This window comes from Pedococcus sp. KACC 23699, from assembly GCF_045348425.1.
GTDB lineage: Bacteria > Actinomycetota > Actinomycetes > Actinomycetales > Dermatophilaceae > Pedococcus.
This window is the reverse complement of sequence record NZ_CP157483.1, coordinates 3094526-3111574: the sequence shown is the minus strand read 5'-3', so window position 1 is coordinate 3111574 and position 17049 is coordinate 3094526. Positions and strand designations below refer to the sequence as shown.

The 17049-nt window shown below is 72.1% G+C and carries 19 protein-coding genes and 1 tRNA gene; 9 read left to right on the top strand and 11 right to left on the bottom strand.

What is annotated here, in order from left to right; translation table 11 throughout:
- The first annotated feature begins 17 nt into the window (after window positions 1-17).
- Genes ABEG17_RS14720 through ABEG17_RS14710 form a run of 3 tightly spaced genes read left to right on the top strand, consistent with a single transcriptional unit; the run spans window position 18 to window position 2721 of the window.
- Complete coding sequence (locus ABEG17_RS14720) at window positions 18-1202, top strand: zinc-dependent alcohol dehydrogenase (RefSeq protein WP_406830224.1); 1185 nt, start codon at window positions 18-20, stop codon at window positions 1200-1202.
- A complete protein-coding gene (locus ABEG17_RS14715; RefSeq protein ID WP_406830223.1) occupies window positions 1199-2239 on the top strand; it encodes an SDR family NAD(P)-dependent oxidoreductase in 1041 nt (346 codons plus the stop codon). The genes ABEG17_RS14720 and ABEG17_RS14715 overlap by 4 nt, the downstream gene beginning before the upstream one ends.
- On the top strand, window positions 2236-2721 hold the full coding sequence (locus ABEG17_RS14710; RefSeq protein WP_406830222.1) for an SRPBCC family protein: 486 nt from the start codon (window positions 2236-2238) through the stop codon (window positions 2719-2721). Before ABEG17_RS14715 ends, ABEG17_RS14710 begins: the two co-directional genes overlap by 4 nt.
- Here ABEG17_RS14710 and ABEG17_RS14705 read toward each other — a convergent pair.
- A complete protein-coding gene (locus tag ABEG17_RS14705; RefSeq protein WP_406830221.1) occupies window positions 2711-4303 on the bottom strand; it encodes a phytoene desaturase family protein in 1593 nt (530 codons plus the stop codon). The two genes, ABEG17_RS14710 and ABEG17_RS14705, sit on opposite strands and share 11 nt — an antisense overlap.
- 81 nt (window positions 4304-4384) lie before the next feature.
- Window positions 4385-5101: an SGNH/GDSL hydrolase family protein gene (locus ABEG17_RS14700; protein ID WP_406830220.1), complete on the bottom strand. Its 717-nt coding sequence runs from the start codon at window positions 5099-5101 to the stop codon at window positions 4385-4387.
- 235 nt (window positions 5102-5336) lie between these two features.
- Here ABEG17_RS14700 and ABEG17_RS14695 point away from each other — a divergent pair, with 235 nt between their 5' ends.
- Entirely contained in the window at window positions 5337-6722 is a 1386-nt protein-coding gene (locus ABEG17_RS14695; RefSeq protein WP_406830219.1) for a diacylglycerol/lipid kinase family protein, read from the top strand.
- Window positions 6719-7390: a phosphatase PAP2 family protein gene (locus ABEG17_RS14690; RefSeq protein WP_406830218.1), complete on the top strand. Its 672-nt coding sequence runs from the start codon at window positions 6719-6721 to the stop codon at window positions 7388-7390. Before ABEG17_RS14695 ends, ABEG17_RS14690 begins: the two co-directional genes overlap by 4 nt.
- Before the next feature lie 17 nt (window positions 7391-7407).
- On the opposite strand, the gene ABEG17_RS14685 is transcribed toward ABEG17_RS14690, so the two are convergent.
- Window positions 7408-7566 carry a hypothetical protein gene (locus tag ABEG17_RS14685; RefSeq protein ID WP_406830217.1) on the bottom strand — a complete coding sequence of 53 codons (159 nt, stop codon included), beginning with the start codon at window positions 7564-7566 and terminating at the stop codon, window positions 7408-7410.
- Between the two features lie 172 nt (window positions 7567-7738).
- Window positions 7739-8803, bottom strand: coding sequence for a cation diffusion facilitator family transporter (locus ABEG17_RS14680; protein ID WP_406830216.1), 1065 nt, complete (start codon window positions 8801-8803; stop codon window positions 7739-7741).
- A gap of 54 nt (window positions 8804-8857) precedes the next feature.
- Here ABEG17_RS14680 and ABEG17_RS14675 point away from each other — a divergent pair, with 54 nt between their 5' ends.
- Window positions 8858-9259 (top strand): ArsR/SmtB family transcription factor, encoded by a 402-nt coding sequence (locus ABEG17_RS14675; protein WP_406830215.1) that lies wholly within the window; start codon window positions 8858-8860, stop codon window positions 9257-9259.
- Window positions 9260-9326: 67 nt separating this feature from the next.
- On the opposite strand, the gene ABEG17_RS14670 is transcribed toward ABEG17_RS14675, so the two are convergent.
- The 5 genes from ABEG17_RS14670 to ABEG17_RS14650 all read right to left on the bottom strand — a co-directional run bounded on the left by ABEG17_RS14670 (window position 9327) and on the right by ABEG17_RS14650 (window position 11293).
- Window positions 9327-9399, bottom strand: a tRNA-Ala gene (locus ABEG17_RS14670).
- 77 nt (window positions 9400-9476) lie between these two features.
- On the bottom strand, window positions 9477-10088 hold the full coding sequence (locus ABEG17_RS14665) for a histidine phosphatase family protein (protein ID WP_406830214.1): 612 nt from the start codon (window positions 10086-10088) through the stop codon (window positions 9477-9479).
- Window positions 10085-10459 (bottom strand): ribosome silencing factor, encoded by a 375-nt coding sequence (gene rsfS / locus ABEG17_RS14660; RefSeq protein WP_406830213.1) that lies wholly within the window; start codon window positions 10457-10459, stop codon window positions 10085-10087. Before rsfS ends, ABEG17_RS14665 begins: the two co-directional genes overlap by 4 nt.
- A 7-nt stretch (window positions 10460-10466) precedes the next feature.
- Entirely contained in the window at window positions 10467-11075 is a 609-nt protein-coding gene (gene nadD / locus ABEG17_RS14655) for a nicotinate-nucleotide adenylyltransferase (protein WP_406830212.1), read from the bottom strand.
- Window positions 11076-11077: 2 nt separating this feature from the next.
- A complete protein-coding gene (locus ABEG17_RS14650; RefSeq protein ID WP_406830211.1) occupies window positions 11078-11293 on the bottom strand; it encodes a hypothetical protein in 216 nt (71 codons plus the stop codon).
- Between the two features lie 690 nt (window positions 11294-11983).
- Between ABEG17_RS14650 and ABEG17_RS14645 the strand changes: the two genes are divergently transcribed.
- The gene (locus tag ABEG17_RS14645; protein ID WP_406830210.1) at window positions 11984-12964 is read left to right on the top strand and encodes a glycosyltransferase family 2 protein; all 981 of its coding nucleotides are present in this window, start codon (window positions 11984-11986) and stop codon (window positions 12962-12964) included.
- On the opposite strand, the gene ABEG17_RS14640 is transcribed toward ABEG17_RS14645, so the two are convergent.
- Together ABEG17_RS14640 and ABEG17_RS14635 are read right to left on the bottom strand one after the other, a co-directional pair.
- A complete protein-coding gene (locus tag ABEG17_RS14640; RefSeq protein WP_406830209.1) occupies window positions 12918-13613 on the bottom strand; it encodes a class I SAM-dependent methyltransferase in 696 nt (231 codons plus the stop codon). The genes ABEG17_RS14645 and ABEG17_RS14640 overlap by 47 nt on opposite strands.
- Before the next feature lie 76 nt (window positions 13614-13689).
- On the bottom strand, window positions 13690-14970 hold the full coding sequence (locus tag ABEG17_RS14635) for a glutamate-5-semialdehyde dehydrogenase (RefSeq protein ID WP_406830208.1): 1281 nt from the start codon (window positions 14968-14970) through the stop codon (window positions 13690-13692).
- A 74-nt stretch (window positions 14971-15044) separates the two neighbouring features.
- On the opposite strand from ABEG17_RS14635, the gene pdxY reads away from it, so the two are divergent.
- Together pdxY and ABEG17_RS14625 are read left to right on the top strand one after the other, a co-directional pair.
- Entirely contained in the window at window positions 15045-15896 is an 852-nt protein-coding gene (gene pdxY, locus ABEG17_RS14630) for a pyridoxal kinase PdxY (protein WP_406830207.1), read from the top strand.
- A 153-nt stretch (window positions 15897-16049) separates the two neighbouring features.
- Window positions 16050-17024 carry a hypothetical protein gene (locus tag ABEG17_RS14625; RefSeq protein ID WP_406830206.1) on the top strand — a complete coding sequence of 325 codons (975 nt, stop codon included), beginning with the start codon at window positions 16050-16052 and terminating at the stop codon, window positions 17022-17024.
- Window positions 17025-17049: the final 25 nt, after the last annotated feature.

The window sequence follows — 17049 nt, the reverse complement described above, 5'->3', positions numbered from 1 at the left end:
AGGAGAGGACACCACCGGTGAAGGCACTGACTTGGCAGGGCAAGCGCGACGTGCGGGTGGAGGAGGTGCGCGACCCCGAGCTCGAGACGCCGACCGACGCGATCATCAAGGTCACCTCGACCGCCATCTGCGGGTCCGACCTGCACCTGTACGAGGTGCTCGGCGCGTACCTCACCCCCGGCGACATCCTCGGCCACGAGACGATGGGCATCGTCGAGGAGGTGGGCCCCGAGGTCACCCACCTCAAGCCGGGCGACCGCGTGGTCATCCCGTTCAACATCTCCTGCGGCCACTGCTGGATGTGCGAGCGCGGCCTCTACGCCCAGTGCGAGACGACCCAGGTCCGCGACCAGGGCAAGGGCGCGTCCTTGTTCGGCTACACCAGCCTGTATGGCGCGGTGCCCGGCGGCCAGGCCGAGTACCTGCGCGTGCCCCAGGCCCAGTTCGGACCGATCGTCGTGCCCGAGGGACCCCACGACCAGCGGTTCCTCTACCTGTCCGACATCCTGCCGACCGCGTGGCAGGGCGTGAAGTACGCCGACGTCCCGAAGGGTGGCACGCTGGCCGTCATCGGCCTCGGGCCGGTGGGACAGCTCGCGACCCGGATCGGCAAGCAGCTCGGCGCCGGCCGCGTCATCGGGGTGGACCTGGTGCCCGAGCGGCTCGCACTCGCCCAGCAGCACAGGATCGAGACGCTCGACCTGCGCGAGGTGGACGACGTGGCCGCAGCCCTGATCGAGATGACCGGGGGTCGCGGCCCGGACGGCGTCCTGGAGGCGGTCGGCATGGAGGCGCACGGCAACCCGGTCGCCAAGACCGCGCAAGCCGCCGTCGGCCTGCTGCCCGACGCCCTGGCGCGTCCTCTCATCGACCGCATGGCGGTCGACCGGCTCGACGCGCTGCTCACCGCGTTCAAGGCCGTGCGGCGCGGCGGCACCGTGTCGATCAGCGGCGTCTACGGCGGGGAGGTCGACCCCCTCCCGCTGATGGAGATGTTCGACCGCGGCATCACCGTGCGGATGGGCCAGTGCCACGTCAAGCGCTGGATCGACGAGATCATGCCGCTGGTGCTCGACTCCTCCGACCCGCTCGGCACCGAGCAGCTCGCGACCCACGTGCTCCCGCTCGCCGACGCGCCCAAGGGGTACGAGCTGTTCCAGGCCAAGGACGACGGCTGCGTGAAGGTGGTCCTGCAGCCGTGAGCTCCGTGGCCGGCAGGACTGTCCTGGTCACCGGCGCCTCGAGCGGCATCGGGCGAGCCACCGCCCTGCAGCTCGCGGCGCAGGGCGCCGACCTCGTCCTCGTGGCCCGCTCCGTCGCTCCCCTGGAGCAGGTGAGGGCAGAGTGCGAGGCCGCCGGGGCGAGAGCCCTGGTGGCCGTCGCCGACGTCGGTGACGCCGATGCGGTCGACTCAGCGTTCGGAGCGGCCCAGCGCCGGTTCGGGCGCGTCGACGGTGTCGTGCACTCGGCGGCCGTGCTCGCCTACGGCCGGTTCGAGGACATCCCCGTCGACGTCTTCGACCGGACCCTGCAGACCACGCTCGGCGGGACGGCCAACGTCGCCCGGGCCGCGTTGTCCGCATTCGCCGGCTCGCCCGGTGGTGGCGACCTCGTCGTCTTCGGCTCGCTGCTGGGCAAGATCAGCACTCCGTGGATGAGCTCGTACGTCACCGCGAAGTGGGGGGTCCACGGGCTGGTGCGGACCCTGCAGATCGAGGCACGCAGCACCCCCGGCATCCACGTCAGCCTGGTCTCCCCCGGCGGGGTCGACACCCCCGTCTACCTGCAGGCCGGCACCTACCTGCGGCGGCACGGACGTCCGCCGCCCCCGGTCGACCCACCCGAGAAGGTGGCCCGGGCGGCGGTCCGGGCCCTCTCCCGGCCCCGGCGCGAGATCTCGGTGGGAGCGGCGAACCACCTGGCCGTGACGGGCTTCCGCCTGCTGCCGGGCGTCTTCGACCGCCTGGTCACACCGCTGATGCGGGCTGGGGGCATCTCCCGGTCGGAGACGGACAACTCGCCGGGCAACGTCCTGGCGCCGCAGCCCTCGGGTGATGCGCTGCACGGCCGCTGGGGACGACACTGGATGCGGCCGGTCGCAGCCGCCGCCACCGCCACGGTCGCCGTCCTCGCCACCCAGGGCGCGCGCCGCGCGACAGCCAGCACCTCCAGCAGGACCCGCACAACTCGCAGGATCACCACGCGAGCCACGGCAACCAGGAAGAGGCTCCAGCGATGAACGAGCAGCACACCCTCCACGACGGCGTGGTCACGGTCACCCGCGACGTCGACGCCCCCGCCCAGGCCGTCTGGGACGTCCTGGCCGACGGCTGGGACTACGCCACCTGGGTGGTCGGTGCGTCCCGCGTGCGCGACGTAGACCGTACCTGGCCCGCGCCGGGGGCGCGCATCCACCACTCGTTCGGGCTGTGGCCGCTGCTCATCAGCGACACCACCCACGTGACCGCCTCCACCGAGCCGACCACCCTGACCCTCGTGGCCCGCGGCTGGCCCGCCGGGGAGGCCGAGGTCGCCATCACGGTGACCGCTCGCGGCGACCAGTCGTCCACGGTCGCGATCGCCGAGGACGCGATCAAGGGGCCCGGCACGATGGTCCCCAAGCCGTTGCGGCAGCTGGCGATCGGTCCGCGCAACGTCGAGGCCCTGCGGCGCCTGGCCTACCTCGCCGAGGGCCGGCACCGCGAGCGCGTCACGTCCTGAGCAGGCGGTCCCACGCGGTCCGGGTGAGGGCACGCCGTACGCCGCCGGTGAGCCCGTTGGCACCCAGGGCCGCGCGGGCCGCGTTCCACCCGCACGCCCCGTGCACGCCACCGCCGGGGTGGGCCGAGGCGCTGGCGAGGTAGAGGCCCGGCACCGGGGTCTCGGGCCGGCCGAGGCCGGGGGTGGGCCGGAACACCAGCTGCTGGTGCAACGCCGACGTGCCGGCGTTGATCGCCCCGCCGACGAGGCTCGCGTCCTCGCGCTGGAGGTCGGCGGGCGACTGCACGTGTCGGGCGACCTGGCTCGCCCGGAAGCCGGGGGCGACGCGCTCCACGGCGTCCTCCATGCGTTGCACGTGGTCTGCCAGCTGCTGCTCGCCCCACTCGTCGTGTGGCACGTGGGTGTAGGCCCAGGCCGACTCAGTGCCGGCCGGGGACCGCGACGGGTCGGAGGTGGTCATCTGGCCGAACAGCAGGAACGGCCGTCGCGGCACCCGGCCCACCGACAGGTCTGCGGCGAAGTCGACGAACCCGTCGGTGTCGACGCCGAGGTGCACGGTGCCGGCACCGCGGGCACGCGGGGCGGTCCACGGCACGGGCCGGTCGAGGGCCCAGTTGACCTTGACCGTCGCGTTGTCCCACTGGAACCGGTCGAGGTCCCGGTGCAGCTTCGCCGGGAGGGGGTGGTCGGCGAGCAGCTCGCGGTAGAGCGTCGTGGCAGGGACGTCGGCCAGCACGCCTCGACGGGCCCGGACCACGGCACCGTCGGCGAGCCTGACGCCCGCGGCCCGACCACCGGAGGTGACGACCGATGTCACCGGGGTGCCGGTCAGCACGCGGACCCCGCGGCTCTGCGCCCGGCGGCGCAGTGCACCGGCGAGCTCACCCGCCCCACCCTCGGGGACGGGGAACCCGACGTCCTGCCCGAGCATGCACAGCAACCAGCCGAACATCCCGCTCCCCGCGGCATCCGGCGGCACGTCGCTGTGCAGCGCGTTGCCGGTGAGCAGCAGCCCGGCACCCTGCCCGCTGAACCGTTCCTGGCCCAGCCGTCGCGCCGGGGTCACGGCCAGCCGCGCGAAGTCCAGGGTGCCCCCGGCACCCATCCGCCGCACCATGCGCATGGCCGAGGCGACCGGCGGGAACGGGGTGAACAGCGCGTCCAGCAGGGGGTCACGGATGCGGTCCCATCCCTCCACCAGCTCCATCCAGGCGTCGCCGTCGCCGGCCGCCTCGGCCTCCAGGCCCGCCGCGGTGTCCTCGGCGTCGGAGCACAGCAGGGCCGCGCTGCCGTCGTCGAGGGCGTGGGCGAGCACGTGCGGCGCCCCGCGCCAGACGAGCCCGTGCTCCTCGAGGTGCAGGTCGCGGATGATCGGGCTCGCGGCGGCCAGCGGGTAGAACGCGCTGAACAGGTCGGTGGTGTACCCCGGCGCGGTCACCTCGGCGCTGCGCACCGCCCCGCCCACCTCGTCGTTGGCCTCGACGAGGACGACGTCCCAGCCCGCGTCGGCGAGCGCGTTGGCGGCCACCAGGCCGTTGGGTCCGGCGCCGACGACGACTGCATCTGCTGTGCTGACCGACATGGGTTCCTTCGTCGAGGTTCGGGCTGGTCCCGTCCACTGTGGCACGGGGGATCCCCCGGTAGCCGGTCGGGTGGGGTCGGCTCAGCCGCGTCGCTGGTCCCGGCTGTCCAGGGCCAGCTCGAAGACATGAGCCATGTCTTCATACCCCCGGTCGTTGGGGTGGAAACGGTCCGGGGCCAGCCGACCCCGCCACGACCGCGGTCCGTGGCGCCGTACGTCCGCCAGCACGAGGCGTCCCTGCGCCTGTCGCTCCCGCAGCAGCGCGTCGAGCCGACGGGCCTCCTTGTGGGGGTTGGGGAGGTTGAGGACGACGGCGCCGTCGGGCAGGCGGTCGAGCAGGTGCGCGAACCGGTCCGTGAGGCCCGCACGGTGCCGCGGGGTGACCACGTCGTTGGAGCCGAGGACGACGGTGACGAGGTCCGGGACCTGGCCCGCGGCGATGAGGGCCTCGAGGGCCGGCACCTGCCGCTCGAGGGCGTCATCGACGCGGGCGCCGGTGACCGCGAGGTTGACCACCCTGTGGGGCCGGCCCTGTTCGCGCAGGCGCTCGGAGAGCTGTCCGACCCACCCACGGTCGAAGGACGACGCGCCGATGCCCTGGGTCATCGAGTCACCCAGGGCGACCCACAGAGGGCCCTCGGCACCGAGCGCGGCAAGGTTCGACGCGGCCCACTGCTGCGCGTAGGGGGCGATCTGCCTGCGCACCGTGCGCACCCCCGGCAGCAGCGCCTGCAGCACCGTCATGACCGGTCCGGTCGGACGACCACTGGTGTTGTCGTAGTCGAAGGCCGCCGTCACCAGGTCATCGTGTCAAAGACGGTCGCGGGGCGCCCGCCGGTGGAGATGAGGCACGACACTTCGCCGGGAGTTCCCCGCAAGGGCTGAGGTTTGGTCCACGAACGTCCCGTGATGGATCACGAAGTCGGGAAAGGCCTTCACGAAAGGTGCAGGTGAGGGGTTCCCGCCGCGGTCTGCGACGCGAGACCATCGGTATCAGTTCTCTTCGAGGACCGAACGGGGGGAGGTGGCGACCGTGGGCACGGACTTCTCCCGCGACGAGCCGGTCTCCCGGCCGGCCGTCCCCGGCCGCCCCCGCCCGATCGGGAGGGCGGCAGCAGCACTTGCCCTGATCGTCCTGGCCGCGGACCTCACCTTCCTCGTCCTCGTCAGCCTCCACCGGTTCGGGGTCCTGCTGGCGAGCGTGGTCTCACTCGGGGTGATGGTCGTGGCAGCGTGGTACGCCGTGTCCCGTCGGGGGATGGTGCGCATCGCCGCGGTGGTGGTCATGGTCGTCGCCCTCGTCGTGTTCGTGGTGGTGCTCGTCGCGAGCGAGAGCATTCGCGTGCTGGTGGTCGGTCTTGCCCTCGCCGCCGTGGCCGTCGCCGCCGCGGGCTATGCGCTCGGCTCCGGCGAGCAGGAGGTCGACGCGGTGACTGCACCCAGGGCGCGGCACCCGGTGCTCCTGATGAACCCGCGCTCCGGAGGTGGCAAGGTCGAGCGGTTCGGCCTCGTCGACCTGTGTCGGGAGCGGGGCATCGAGCCATACGTCCTGCGCCCTGACGATGACCTGCGCGCCGTTGCCGAGGACGCGGTCGCTCGGGGTGCGGACCTGCTGGGCATGGCCGGCGGGGACGGCTCGCTGGCGATCGTCGCCACCGTGGCCAGCAAGCACGGCCTGCCCTTCGTCGTGGTCCCAGCGGGGACTCGAAACCACTTTGCCCTCGACCTCGGCATCGACCGCGCCGACGTCCCCGGTGCGCTCGCCGCGTACGAGGAGGGGGTCGACACCCTCGTGGACCTGGCTGAGCTCAACGGCCGGGTCTTCGTCAACAACGCGTCGATGGGCGTGTACGCGAAGATCGTCCAGTCGGCCGACTACCGGGATGCGAAGGTGCGGACCGCGGCAGACCTGCTGCCGGAGATGCTCGGCCCCGGATCCGTACCCATGGACCTGCGGTACACCCTTCCCTCCGGCCAGGACTCGGCGCCGGGCCAGCTGGTCCTCGTGTCCAACAACCCGTACGACCTGGCGCACCTGCGCGGGGGTGGCACCCGCGAGCGCCTGGACTCCGGCGTGCTGGGAGTGGTGTCGCTGCGCGTCACCTCGGCCGCGGACGCAGAGAAGGTGGCCGCCCTGGAGGTGACGGGTCAGGTCCAACGCTTCGCGGGATGGAACGAGTGGACGACCCGCGAGTTCACCGTGAGCTCGGGCGGTCCCGTGGAGGTCGGTGTCGACGGGGAGGCTCTGGTCCTTGATCCGCCGTTGCGCTTCGTCAGCCGCCCGGGCGCGGTCGCCGTACGCCTGCCCCCCGCCGCGCTCGCGAGGAAGCGTGCAGCCCGTCCCACGCGAGTCAGCCAGGTGTCCACCGTGGTCGCGCTCTGGCAGATCGCGACGGCCCGCAGACTGGCGGCACGATGAACGGTCCGACCCCTCACGAACCTGTCGGAGCCAGCCTCGCCAAGCGCCTCTCGGCTCGTGAGGACCCCCGGCTGTCGGGTGTGGTGTCGTTGCTGCGCAGGCTTGACGCCGCCGACCGCACCGTCTTTGGGGCCGTGGCTGACCTGTCCACGCCCTGGCTGGACGACTCGCTGCGCCGCATCTCTGACTTCGCCAACTTCTCCAAGCCCTGGTTCATCATGGCGGGTGCGTTGGCTGCGCTCGGCGGCGACCGGGGGCGACGCGCTGCCCTCACGGGCGTGGCCGCGATCGGGGTGACCTCCTTCATGGTCAACCAGCCGATGAAGCTGGCGAACCGTCGGCGCCCGCACCGTGCGCTGCTGGGCGTGCCCGAGACGCGGTGGGTCGGTATGCCGTCGTCCACCTCGTTCCCCTCCGGCCACGCCGCGTCGGCCGCCGCGTTCTGTGTGGCGGTGGGCGCCGTCGTGCCGGGCCTGCGCTGGGCGTTGCGGGTGGCGGCCGCCGTCGTGGCCCTCTCACGGGTGTACACCGGAGTGCACTACCCCGGCGACGTCCTCGTCGGTGCGTCCGTCGGTGCGGGCCTCGGCCGGCTCACCGTGGCGGTTGCCTCGCGGCTGGCTCAGAGGGGCGTCGGGATGGGCTGCGGCAGAGGGGCCGACACCACGTAGACGCTTCCCTTGCGAGGTCAGCGACCGGCCCGCGAGGCGAAGCGCGCGGCGGGCGCAACCCCACGCGGCGCCACGGCCGCGACGCGCACGAGGACGGCCACTGCGACGAACGTCAGCAGCATGGCTGCGGCCATGGCCATCAGGATGAAGAACTCGGGTGATCCGGCGTCGAACATGAGATCAGTCTCCCCTACGACAAATGACGTATGAGCATTTCCGGCGATACCGGACGAGCGGTGGCCGGACCCTGACCGAACGGTCGAGGAGCTGCCGTGGTGGTGGCAAGTCCGGCTCAGGTGGCGGTGCCGGTCGCCACCGCCGACGTGGTGCGGCTGCGACCGTCCTGCCTCAGGCGGGGACGGTCCCGGCGAGCGGCGTCGTCCCGGCCGAGTCCGGGTAGGCGTGGACGACTGCGTGCCGCAGGCGGGGGACGACGGCGACCATTCGCTGTTGTGCGTCGTGGGCCAGCTCATGGGCCGCCGCTGCACTGAGGTGGGGTTCGACGTCGAGCGTGACGTCCGCTTCCAGGACGTGGCCGACCCATCGCATCCGCAGGTCACGGACCGCCACGACGTGCGGCAACGCGGTCAGGGCGTCCTGCGCGGCCTGCACCTTGTCCGGCTCCACCCCGTCCAGCAGCCGCCGGAACACGTCCCGGGCGGCGGTGCGCAGCACAGCGGCGATGGCCACGGTGATCAGCAGGCCGACGACGGGGTCGGCCCACGTCCAGCCGATGGCGACGCCACCGGCGCCGACCAGGACAGCGAGGGAGGTCAGGCCGTCGGTACGGGCATGGTGCCCGTCAGCGACCAGCGCCGCGGACCCGATGGCGTTGCCCTCGCGGATCCGGTACGCAGCGACTGCTTCGTTGCCGGCGAACCCGACGAGTCCGGCCAGGGCGACCCAGCCGAGGTTGTGCACCGGTGCCGGGTCGAGCAGTCGGCGGACGGCTTCCCATCCGGCCAGGACCGCCGAGGCGGCGATCATGAGGATGACGAACAGGCCAGCGAGGTCTTCGGCCCGACCGAGCCCGTACGTGTACCGGCGGGTCGGTGGGCGGCGCCCGAGCCAGAACGCGACCCACAACGGGATGGCGGTGAACGCGTCGGAGAAGTTGTGGATGGTGTCGGCGAGCAACGCCACCGATCCGGACACGAGGAACACCAACAGCTGCACGACGGCTGTCACCGCGAGTCCGACGAGGCTGACCTTCACCGCACGGATGCCGCGGGCGCTGGACTCCAACGCGTCATCCACCGAGTCGGCGACCTCGTGGGAGTGCGGGACGAACGCGTGACGGATGCGTGCGAGCCACCCACCGCCGTGGCCGTGGTCATGCTCATGGTGGTCGTGCTCCGGGTGATCGTGGCCGTCGTCGTGGGGCACGGTCGACCGGTCGTGGTGCGCAGGCATGGACCCACCATATCTGCGTGTGTGTGAAGGTATGCAGCAGGTAGGGTTTTGCCTGTGCACGATGACCTCCCCGACCTGTCCATGCCGCACGACGACCAGGCACAGCTGGCGGCCGAGACGTTTCGGATGCTGGCCGACCCCACCCGGGTCAAGCTGCTGTGGGCGCTCATGCAGGGCGAGTCCTCGGTGAGCTGCCTGGCCGAGCTGGCCGGAGCCACCCCGACGTCGGTGAGCCAGCACCTGGCCAAGCTGCGCCTTGCCGGGCTGGTACGGGGCCGTCGAGAGGGGACGTTCATCTACTACACGGCGGCGAACACGCACGTGCAGTCCCTGTTGGCCGAGGCGCTCTCGCATGCCGAGCACGCAGACGCCGAGCTGGGGTCCGAAGGGGTGCACGAGCACACCCTGGTGGCGGCCCGCTCCACGTCAGCCGCCCGCCCCGGAAACGACCGCTAGGACGGGCACCGTCCGGGAACGACAGAAGGACCAGACGACGAGCGTGTCTGGTCCTTCTGTCGTTCGGTGGAGCTGAGGGGATTCGAACCCCTGACCCCTTCCATGCCATGGAAGTGCGCTACCAACTGCGCCACAGCCCCGAGTTTCCCCGAGAGGGTGTCCCCCGGAGGCGACTGCGGAAGTTTACCCAGTGACCCACCCGTTTCACCAAATCGGGTCAGGCGTGAACGTTCCACGACACCAGCTGCCAGCCGGTCCGGCCCTGGGCGAGCTCGGCCCAGTGGCAGTTGCCCAGCGTGCGCAGCGCGTGTGTGGCCAGGTGCTGGTCGAGTCCCAGCAGGTCCGCGACCCCCGCTCGGGTCGAGACCCCGTGGGCCACGACGACCACGCACTCCCCCTCGTCGAGCCCGTCGAGCAGCTCGCGCAGGGAGGCCCCGGTCCGGGCGCCGACCTCGGCGAGGGTCTCGCCGTCGACGCCTCGACGGATGTCCGCGAGGTCCATCTGCTCGAGGAGGTCGCCGAACTGCTCGCGCACCTGCGTGGTGTGCAGCCCCTGCCACTGCCCCACGTGGATCTCGCGCCACCGTGGGTCGAGGGTCAGCTCGACCCCCGCCGCCTCGGCCACGTGCTTGGCCGTGACGGCCGCGCGGTCCAGGTCGGAGGCGACCACCCGGGAGGGCCGGTATGCCGCGATGGCCCGGCCTGCGGCGCGGGCCTGCTCGAGCCCCACGTCGGACAGGGCGGTGTCGAGCTGGCCCTGCCAGACGCCTCCCGCGTTGTGCTCGGTCTGCCCGTGGCGGACCAGCAGCACGCGGCGGGCAGCGCTCACGCGTCGCGGCGCTTGGGCACGCCGAGGTCGATCTCGGGGCAGTCCTTCCAGAGGCGCTCGAGCTCGTAGAACTCGCGCTCCTCGTCGTGCTGGACGTGCACGACGATGTCGCCGAAGTCGAGCAGGACCCAGCGACCGTCGCGCTCCCCCTCACGGCGGATCGGCTTGGCGCCCTTCTCGCGGAGGGTGTCCTCGACGGCGTCGACGATGGCGCCGACCTGTCGGTCGGTGCTGGCGGAGACGATGACGAAGACATCGGTCAGCGCGAGCTGCTCGCTGACGTCGATGCCGGCGATGGTGGTCGCGAGCTTGTCGTCGGCTGCGACGGCGGCGGTCTTGGCGAGCTCGAGGGCTCGGTCGGTGGCTGGCACTGCACTCCTACGTTCGTGCCGCTGCGCCGACAGGTGAGCCGGCGGCATACAGGCGGTATTTGTTGATGTACTGGACGACGCCGTCAGGCACGAGGTACCAGACGGGTTCGGACCGCTCGACGCGAGTGCGGCAGTCCGTGGAGCTGATGGCCATGGCCGGGACCTCCTGGAGGGTGACCCTGTCGGCCGGCAGGCCGGACTCCGACAGGACGTAACCCGGGCGGGTGACCCCGACGAAGTGGGCGAGGTCGAACAGCTCGTCCGCGTCCTTCCACGACAGGATCTGGGCCAGCGCATCGGCACCGGTGATGAAGAACAGCTCGTCGTCCGGACGCTGCGTCTTCAGGTCGCGCAGGGTGTCGATCGTGTAGGTGGGCCCCGGCCTGTCGATGTCGACCCGGCTCACCGTGAACCGCGGGTTGGACGCCGTCGCGACGACGGTCATGAGGTAGCGGTGCTCCGCTGGGCTGACCTCCCGGGCGTCCTTCTGCCAAGGCTGTCCGGTGGGGACGAAGACGACCTCGTCGAGCCCGAACCGGGTCTGCACCTCGGAGGCGGCCACGAGGTGGCCGTGGTGGATCGGGTCGAACGTCCCGCCCATCACCCCGAGACGCATGCTCAGTGGTGGCCGCCCTGCGGTGCGCCGTGGCCGTCGTGCTCACCGTGGTGCACCGGACTGGCCAGCTTCTGCGCCGTGCCGCGGAAGCCCCACAGGATCGCGAGGAGGGAGAGGAAGCCGATGAACGCGAGCCCTCCGAAGGCGTACGGCGACATGGGCAGGTCGCGAAGGGGCGCTTCGGTGGCGGCATACAGGCTCGACAGAGACGACGACATGGGCCTCAGCCTACCGGTCGCGGGCCCAGCTGCCTCACGCCCGTTGTCCACCGATGTTGTGCACAGCCCTGTGCACAACAGCCGTGCTGAGCAGGCCGAGGTGTGGACAGCGGTGTGCGCAACCCGTGGACAGAAACGGGTTGCCGGAAACGCTTGCGGGGCAACCGAACCGGCCGCTAGAAATCTCTCACGCGCTCCGGTCGGAGGGTCGGGACGGGGGAACCCGGACCGTCTCGACAGCCGGGGCACAGGTCAGCCGGATAACGGTGGACCGCCTCGACCGGGCTCGCCCGGACGGGGTCCCGAGGCCTCCGGGCCACGGGTTCGCGGGCGACGCCGCGAAGGAACTCCGAGACCGCCGACCAGATCGCACCGACCCGGTGCACCGGCTTGCCGGCCCATCGGGAAGCCACCGTCGCAGTGGGCACGACCCGGTCCGCCGGGCGCGTGCGCGGTCGACCAGGGGCAGGATCCTGGCCGGTTCGTCCGGTCGTGAGCTGCACCACCCGTGGGACGCACGGCCGCCTCGGCGGCACGACGCCCCGCACGCGATGTCCAGCCGCCACCGGTCCGCCGGAGGAGGCAGGTCACCGCAGAGGGCCCCTCGAACTCATACTTCGAGGGGCCCTCACCTGTTCCCGCTGCTGTTTCGTGCCCAGGAGGCACGGGTGCAGGTCCTAGTCTTGGTGCATGTCGCCGGAGCTCAGCATCGTCATCCCCGTGTACAACGAGGAGGACGTCCTTCCCCTGCTGGCGGCGCGGCTGCGGCCCGTGGCAGACGCCCTCGACACCACCTACGAGGTGGTCGCGGTGGACGACGGCAGCAGCGACGGCTCACCGGTGGTCCTGCAGCGGATGCTGCGCGAGTGGCCGCAGCTGCGGATCGTCCGGCTACGTGCGAACGCAGGGCACCAGGCTGCGATCTCGGCGGGCCTGGCCACCGCCCGCGGCGGCTACGTCGTCACCCTCGACGCCGACCTGCAGGACCCGCCCGAGGTCATCCCCGAGATGCTCGCGCAGGCCCGCCTGCACGGAGCCGACGTCGTCTACGGCGTGCGCTCGGACCGCTCCACCGACTCGGTGTTCAAGCGCCTCAGCGCCCGCGCCTTCTACCGCCTGATCCGGGTGCTCTCGGGCACCCGGGCCCAGGTCGACGCCGGCGACTACCGACTGATGTCACGTGCCACGGTCGACGCGATCAACGCCCTGCCCGAGCACCACCGGGTGCTGCGGTTCGTCGTGCCGGCGCTGGGCTTCCCGTCGGCGTCGGTGACCTACCGCCGTGACGAGCGGGCGGCCGGCAAGTCGAAGTACCCGCTCGCCAAGATGATCCGGCTCTCCCTGGACAGCGTGACCGGGTTCTCCACCGCTCCCCTGCGTGCGGCGACCTGGCTGGGGCTGCTCGGCGGAGCAGCCGCGCTCCTGCTGCTCGCGTACGCTCTCGTGGCCAGCGCGTCGGGACACACGCTGCCCGGCTGGACCTCGACCGTCGTCGCCGTCGCCGGGGTCGGCGCCGTGCAGCTGCTCTGCCTGGGCATCCTCGGGGAGTACGTCGGCCGAATGTACGCCCACCTCCAGGCCCGGCCCACCTACTTCGTGGCCTACGACTCCCTCACCGGGCCGGTCACGCCCGCGGACGCGCCTCTGCCAGCAGAGTCACGCCGGGCATAGCCTTCACCGGCAGGTAGCGCTCGACCGTGACGATGGCGCGCAGGCCGAGGTTGACCACCGGGTGCACGGTGTCGAGGTCCGATCCGCTCGCCGAACGTCGGCGCAGCGCCACGACGGGTCGCAGCAGGACGTTCCAGGACGTCAGCGACGTGACCTCGAACCCGCCCCGCTCCAGCACCTCCCCCAGCGTGGTGCGCGTGTAGCGGCGGACGTGGTCGACGGCGACGTCGTGCTCCGACCACAGGCGCGGGTCGGCGGGCACGGCGACGAGGAACCGTCCACCGGGGCGCAGCGCACGAGCCACCTCGGCCACCGCGGCGTCGTCTTCGAGGATGTGCTCGAGGACGTCGAAGGCCACGACGAGGTCGAGCGAGTCGTCCGCGACGGGAAGGGCCGTGGCGTCGGCCCGCAGGACGGCCAGTCCGCGCTCGGCGGCGACCTCGGCGCCGTCCGCGCCATACTCCAGGGCGGCCACCGACCACCCCGCTGCCTCCAGCACACGGGTGTTGCCACCTCCGGCAGCACCGATGTCCAAGGCCGTGCCGGGAGTGACCCCGGCGACCATCCGGGACAGCAGGTGCCGGCGCTCCCGGTACCACCAGTGGGCGTCCTCGAGCGCGGCCAGCTTTCGGACCTCAGTGCCTTCCACGGGCGCTCATCCTGCCATGCGCGACGCACACGTCAGGGACGGGTCCGTATGCCGCGTGGGCTGGCGTGCAGCCGTCTCAGCCGCGGACCTGTCCGTCACCCTCGACGACCCACTTGGTCGTCGTCAGCTCCGGCAGCGCCATCGGCCCGCGCGCGTGCAGCTTCTGCGTGGAGATGCCGATCTCGGCGCCGAAGCCGAACTCGCCGCCGTCAGTGAACCTCGTCGAGGCGTTGACCATGACCACGGCCGCGTCGACCTCGCTGGTGAACCGGCGGGCCGCGCCCCGGTCCTCGGTGACGATGGCCTCGGTGTGCCCCGAGCCGTACACGCGGATGTGCTCCATGGCGGTGTCGAGGTCCGGCACGACCCGCACGCTCATCTCGAGCGCGAGGTACTCGGTGCCCCAGTCCTCGTCTGTCGCGGCCTCGTGGGGCACCCCGGCGGACTCGGCGGCAGCGCCCGAGGCGTCGTCGGTGTGCAGGACGACCCCGGCCCGCGACAGCTCCGCGAGCACCTTGGGCAGGAAGTCCGCGGCGACGGACTGGTGGACCAGCAGCGACTCGGCGGCGTTGCAGACGCTGGGGCGGTGGGTCTTGGCGTTGACGGCGATCGCGAGCGCCTTGTCGAGGTCTGCCGCGGCGTCGACGTAGACGTGGCAGTTGCCCACGCCGGTCTCGATGACGGGAACGGTCGACTCGGTGACGACGGTCTGGATCAGCCCCGCGCCCCCGCGCGGGATGATCAGGTCGACCAGACCGCGGGCGGTGAGCAGGGCACGCACCGCGTCCCGTCCCCCCTCGAGCAGGGTGACCGACTCCGCGGGCAGGCCCTGGGCGACGAGACCCTCGCGCAGGACGTCGACCAGGGCGCGGTTGGTGGAGGCAGCAGCCGAGCCACCGCGCAGGATGACGGCGTTGCCGGACTTCAGGCCCAGGCCGGCGGCATCGACCGTCACGTTCGGGCGCGCTTCGTAGACCATGCCGACGACCCCCATCGGGACGCGCACCTGGCGGATCTGCAGGCCGTTGGCGAGCGTGGAGCCACGCACGACCTCCCCCACCGGGTCGGGCAGGGCGGCGACGTCGCGCAACGCCTGGGCGACGTCGGCCACCCGTTCGGGGGTGAGGGCGAGACGGTCGAGCAGGCCCTGCGCCATACCGGACTCTCGGCCGCGCCCCAGGTCCTCGGCGTTGGCGGCGACGATGCGGTCGGTGGCCGCGTCGAGGTCATCGGCGAGGGCGCGCAGAGCGGCGTCCTTGTCGGCGCGGGACAGCAGCGCGAGCCGGCGTGACGCGGTGCGGGCGGCGCGAGCCGCCTCGGCGACCTGCGCGACGGCGGCGGGATCGATCTCAGCCATGGTCCAAGGGTAGGCCGCACCGTCCGGCATGCGGTCACGACGCCCACCTCCCGGACCACTGGTTGAATGGCCGGGTGAGCATCCTGTCGATCCAGTCCTCCGTCGCGTACGGCCACGTCGGCAACAGCGCCGCCGTCTTCCCCCTCCAGCGTCTCGGCGTCGAGGTCTGGCCGGTGCACACCGTGCACTTCTCCAACCACACCGGGTACGGCGCGTGGCGCGGTCCGCTCATGCCCGCCGACGACGTGCGAGCGGTGATCCAGGGCGTCGAGGAGCGCGGGGCCTTCCAGAACGTTGCGGCGGTGCTGTCCGGGTACCAGGGCGGTGAGGAGATCGGAGACGTCATCCTCGACGCGGTGGCCAAGGTCAAGGCCGCCAACCCCGACGCGATCTACGCGTGCGACCCGGTGATGGGCAACGCCAAGAGCGGCTGCTTCGTCCACCCGGCCATCCCGGTGCTGCTGCGCGAGCGCGTCGTGCCGGCCGCGGACGTCATCACCCCGAACCAGTTCGAGCTCGGGTTCCTCACCGGCACCGAGCCGCGGACCATCGAGGAGACGCTCGCGTCGGTCGACCTGGCCCGGGCGATGGGCCCCTCGACGGTCCTCGTGACCAGCGTCGAACGTCCGGATGCACCGGAGGACACCATCGAGATGATGGCCGTCACCGGCGACGGGGCGTGGATCGTGCAGACGCCACGACTTCCCATGAAGGCCAACGGTTCTGGCGACGTCACAGCCGCACTGTTCACTGCCCACCTGCTCGAGACCGGCGACCCGGCCGTCGCCCTGGCGCGCACGTCCAGCAGCGTCTTCGACCTGCTGCGGACGACCCTGGACTCGGGTGAGCGCGAGCTGCAGCTGGTGCAGTCGCAGGAGGCCCTGGCCCACCCGCGGATGCAGTTCGAGGTCACCCAGGTCCGCTAAGGCCTCCCCGTCTCACCCGACTGGTCCCCGCCCCCCCTGCAGCAACCTCTGCTAGGTGATGTTCCTGCCGTGGGGACAGGTTGTTGCCTGGGGCCTGGGCAGCAACCTTTGCTGGGTGGGCAACCTTCGGGTCGCGGACGACGTCCCACCCACATGAGTCCGACCTTCGTTGACGCGCGCCCGCACCCCCGCACCCTGCCGGGCCCGAAGGTGCTGGCGGCCGCCGCCCTGAGTGCTGCGCTCCTCACCGCTTGCGGCAGCGGTACGGGCACGGGGGCACCGTCACCCGGCGCCCCCGCCGACCGGGCCCGGGCCACCAGGGCGGCGCAGCTGCTCGACCGCTTCGCCGCCGCGAAGAAGACCACCGACCCTCCCTCCCTCGCGTTGGCGCCCGACCAGCTCGTGCGGCAGGTCGGCGACTGGGAGACGGCCGTCGGGGACAACGACAAGCAGGCGCTCCTCGCCAGTCACCTGACGTCCGCGGTGGCCCTTCCGGATGCCGACCGCACCGGGACGGTGGTCGACGGGACGGGGCACCGAACGACCACAGCGATCATGTCGGCGCGGGATGCGCTCGCCTCCATGACGAGCCACCGGACGGACTGCAACGCCTGCACCGACCTGCAGGTGACCAGGGCTCGGCTCACGACGATGCAGGTCCGCACGTCCTCGGGCACGACCACCGTGCCGGCCTGGCGCTTCTCGTTCGCGGGCACCGCCGTGACGGTCCTGCGGGTCGCCGTCCCCGACTCGGGCCTCGTGCCCTCGGCTCCCCTCACGACCACCTCTCCGGAGCCCGGCGACGGACCGGTGGTGGACTCCTTCAGCGCCGGCGGCGACGCGAGGACCCTGCGCCTGCACTTCAGTGGAGCGCCCGACCAGCCGGGGCCGTGCGGCGCGGACTACCGCGCCGAGCAGTACGCCTCCGCCACGGCCGTCGTCGTCGCGGTCGTGCCGATCCCCCGGAAAGCGGCAGCCAAGGACCAGGCGTGCCCCGCGATCGCCCAGGTGCGCATCGTGGACGTGGTGCTCGACACGCCCCTGGTCGCCCGCACGGTCATCAACCTCGTGAGCGGCTCGGTCGTGCCCAGGACGACCGGGCAGGTCGTGGGCATCCCGGTCCGCTGAGCGTCTCCGGGGACCCGTCGGGTCA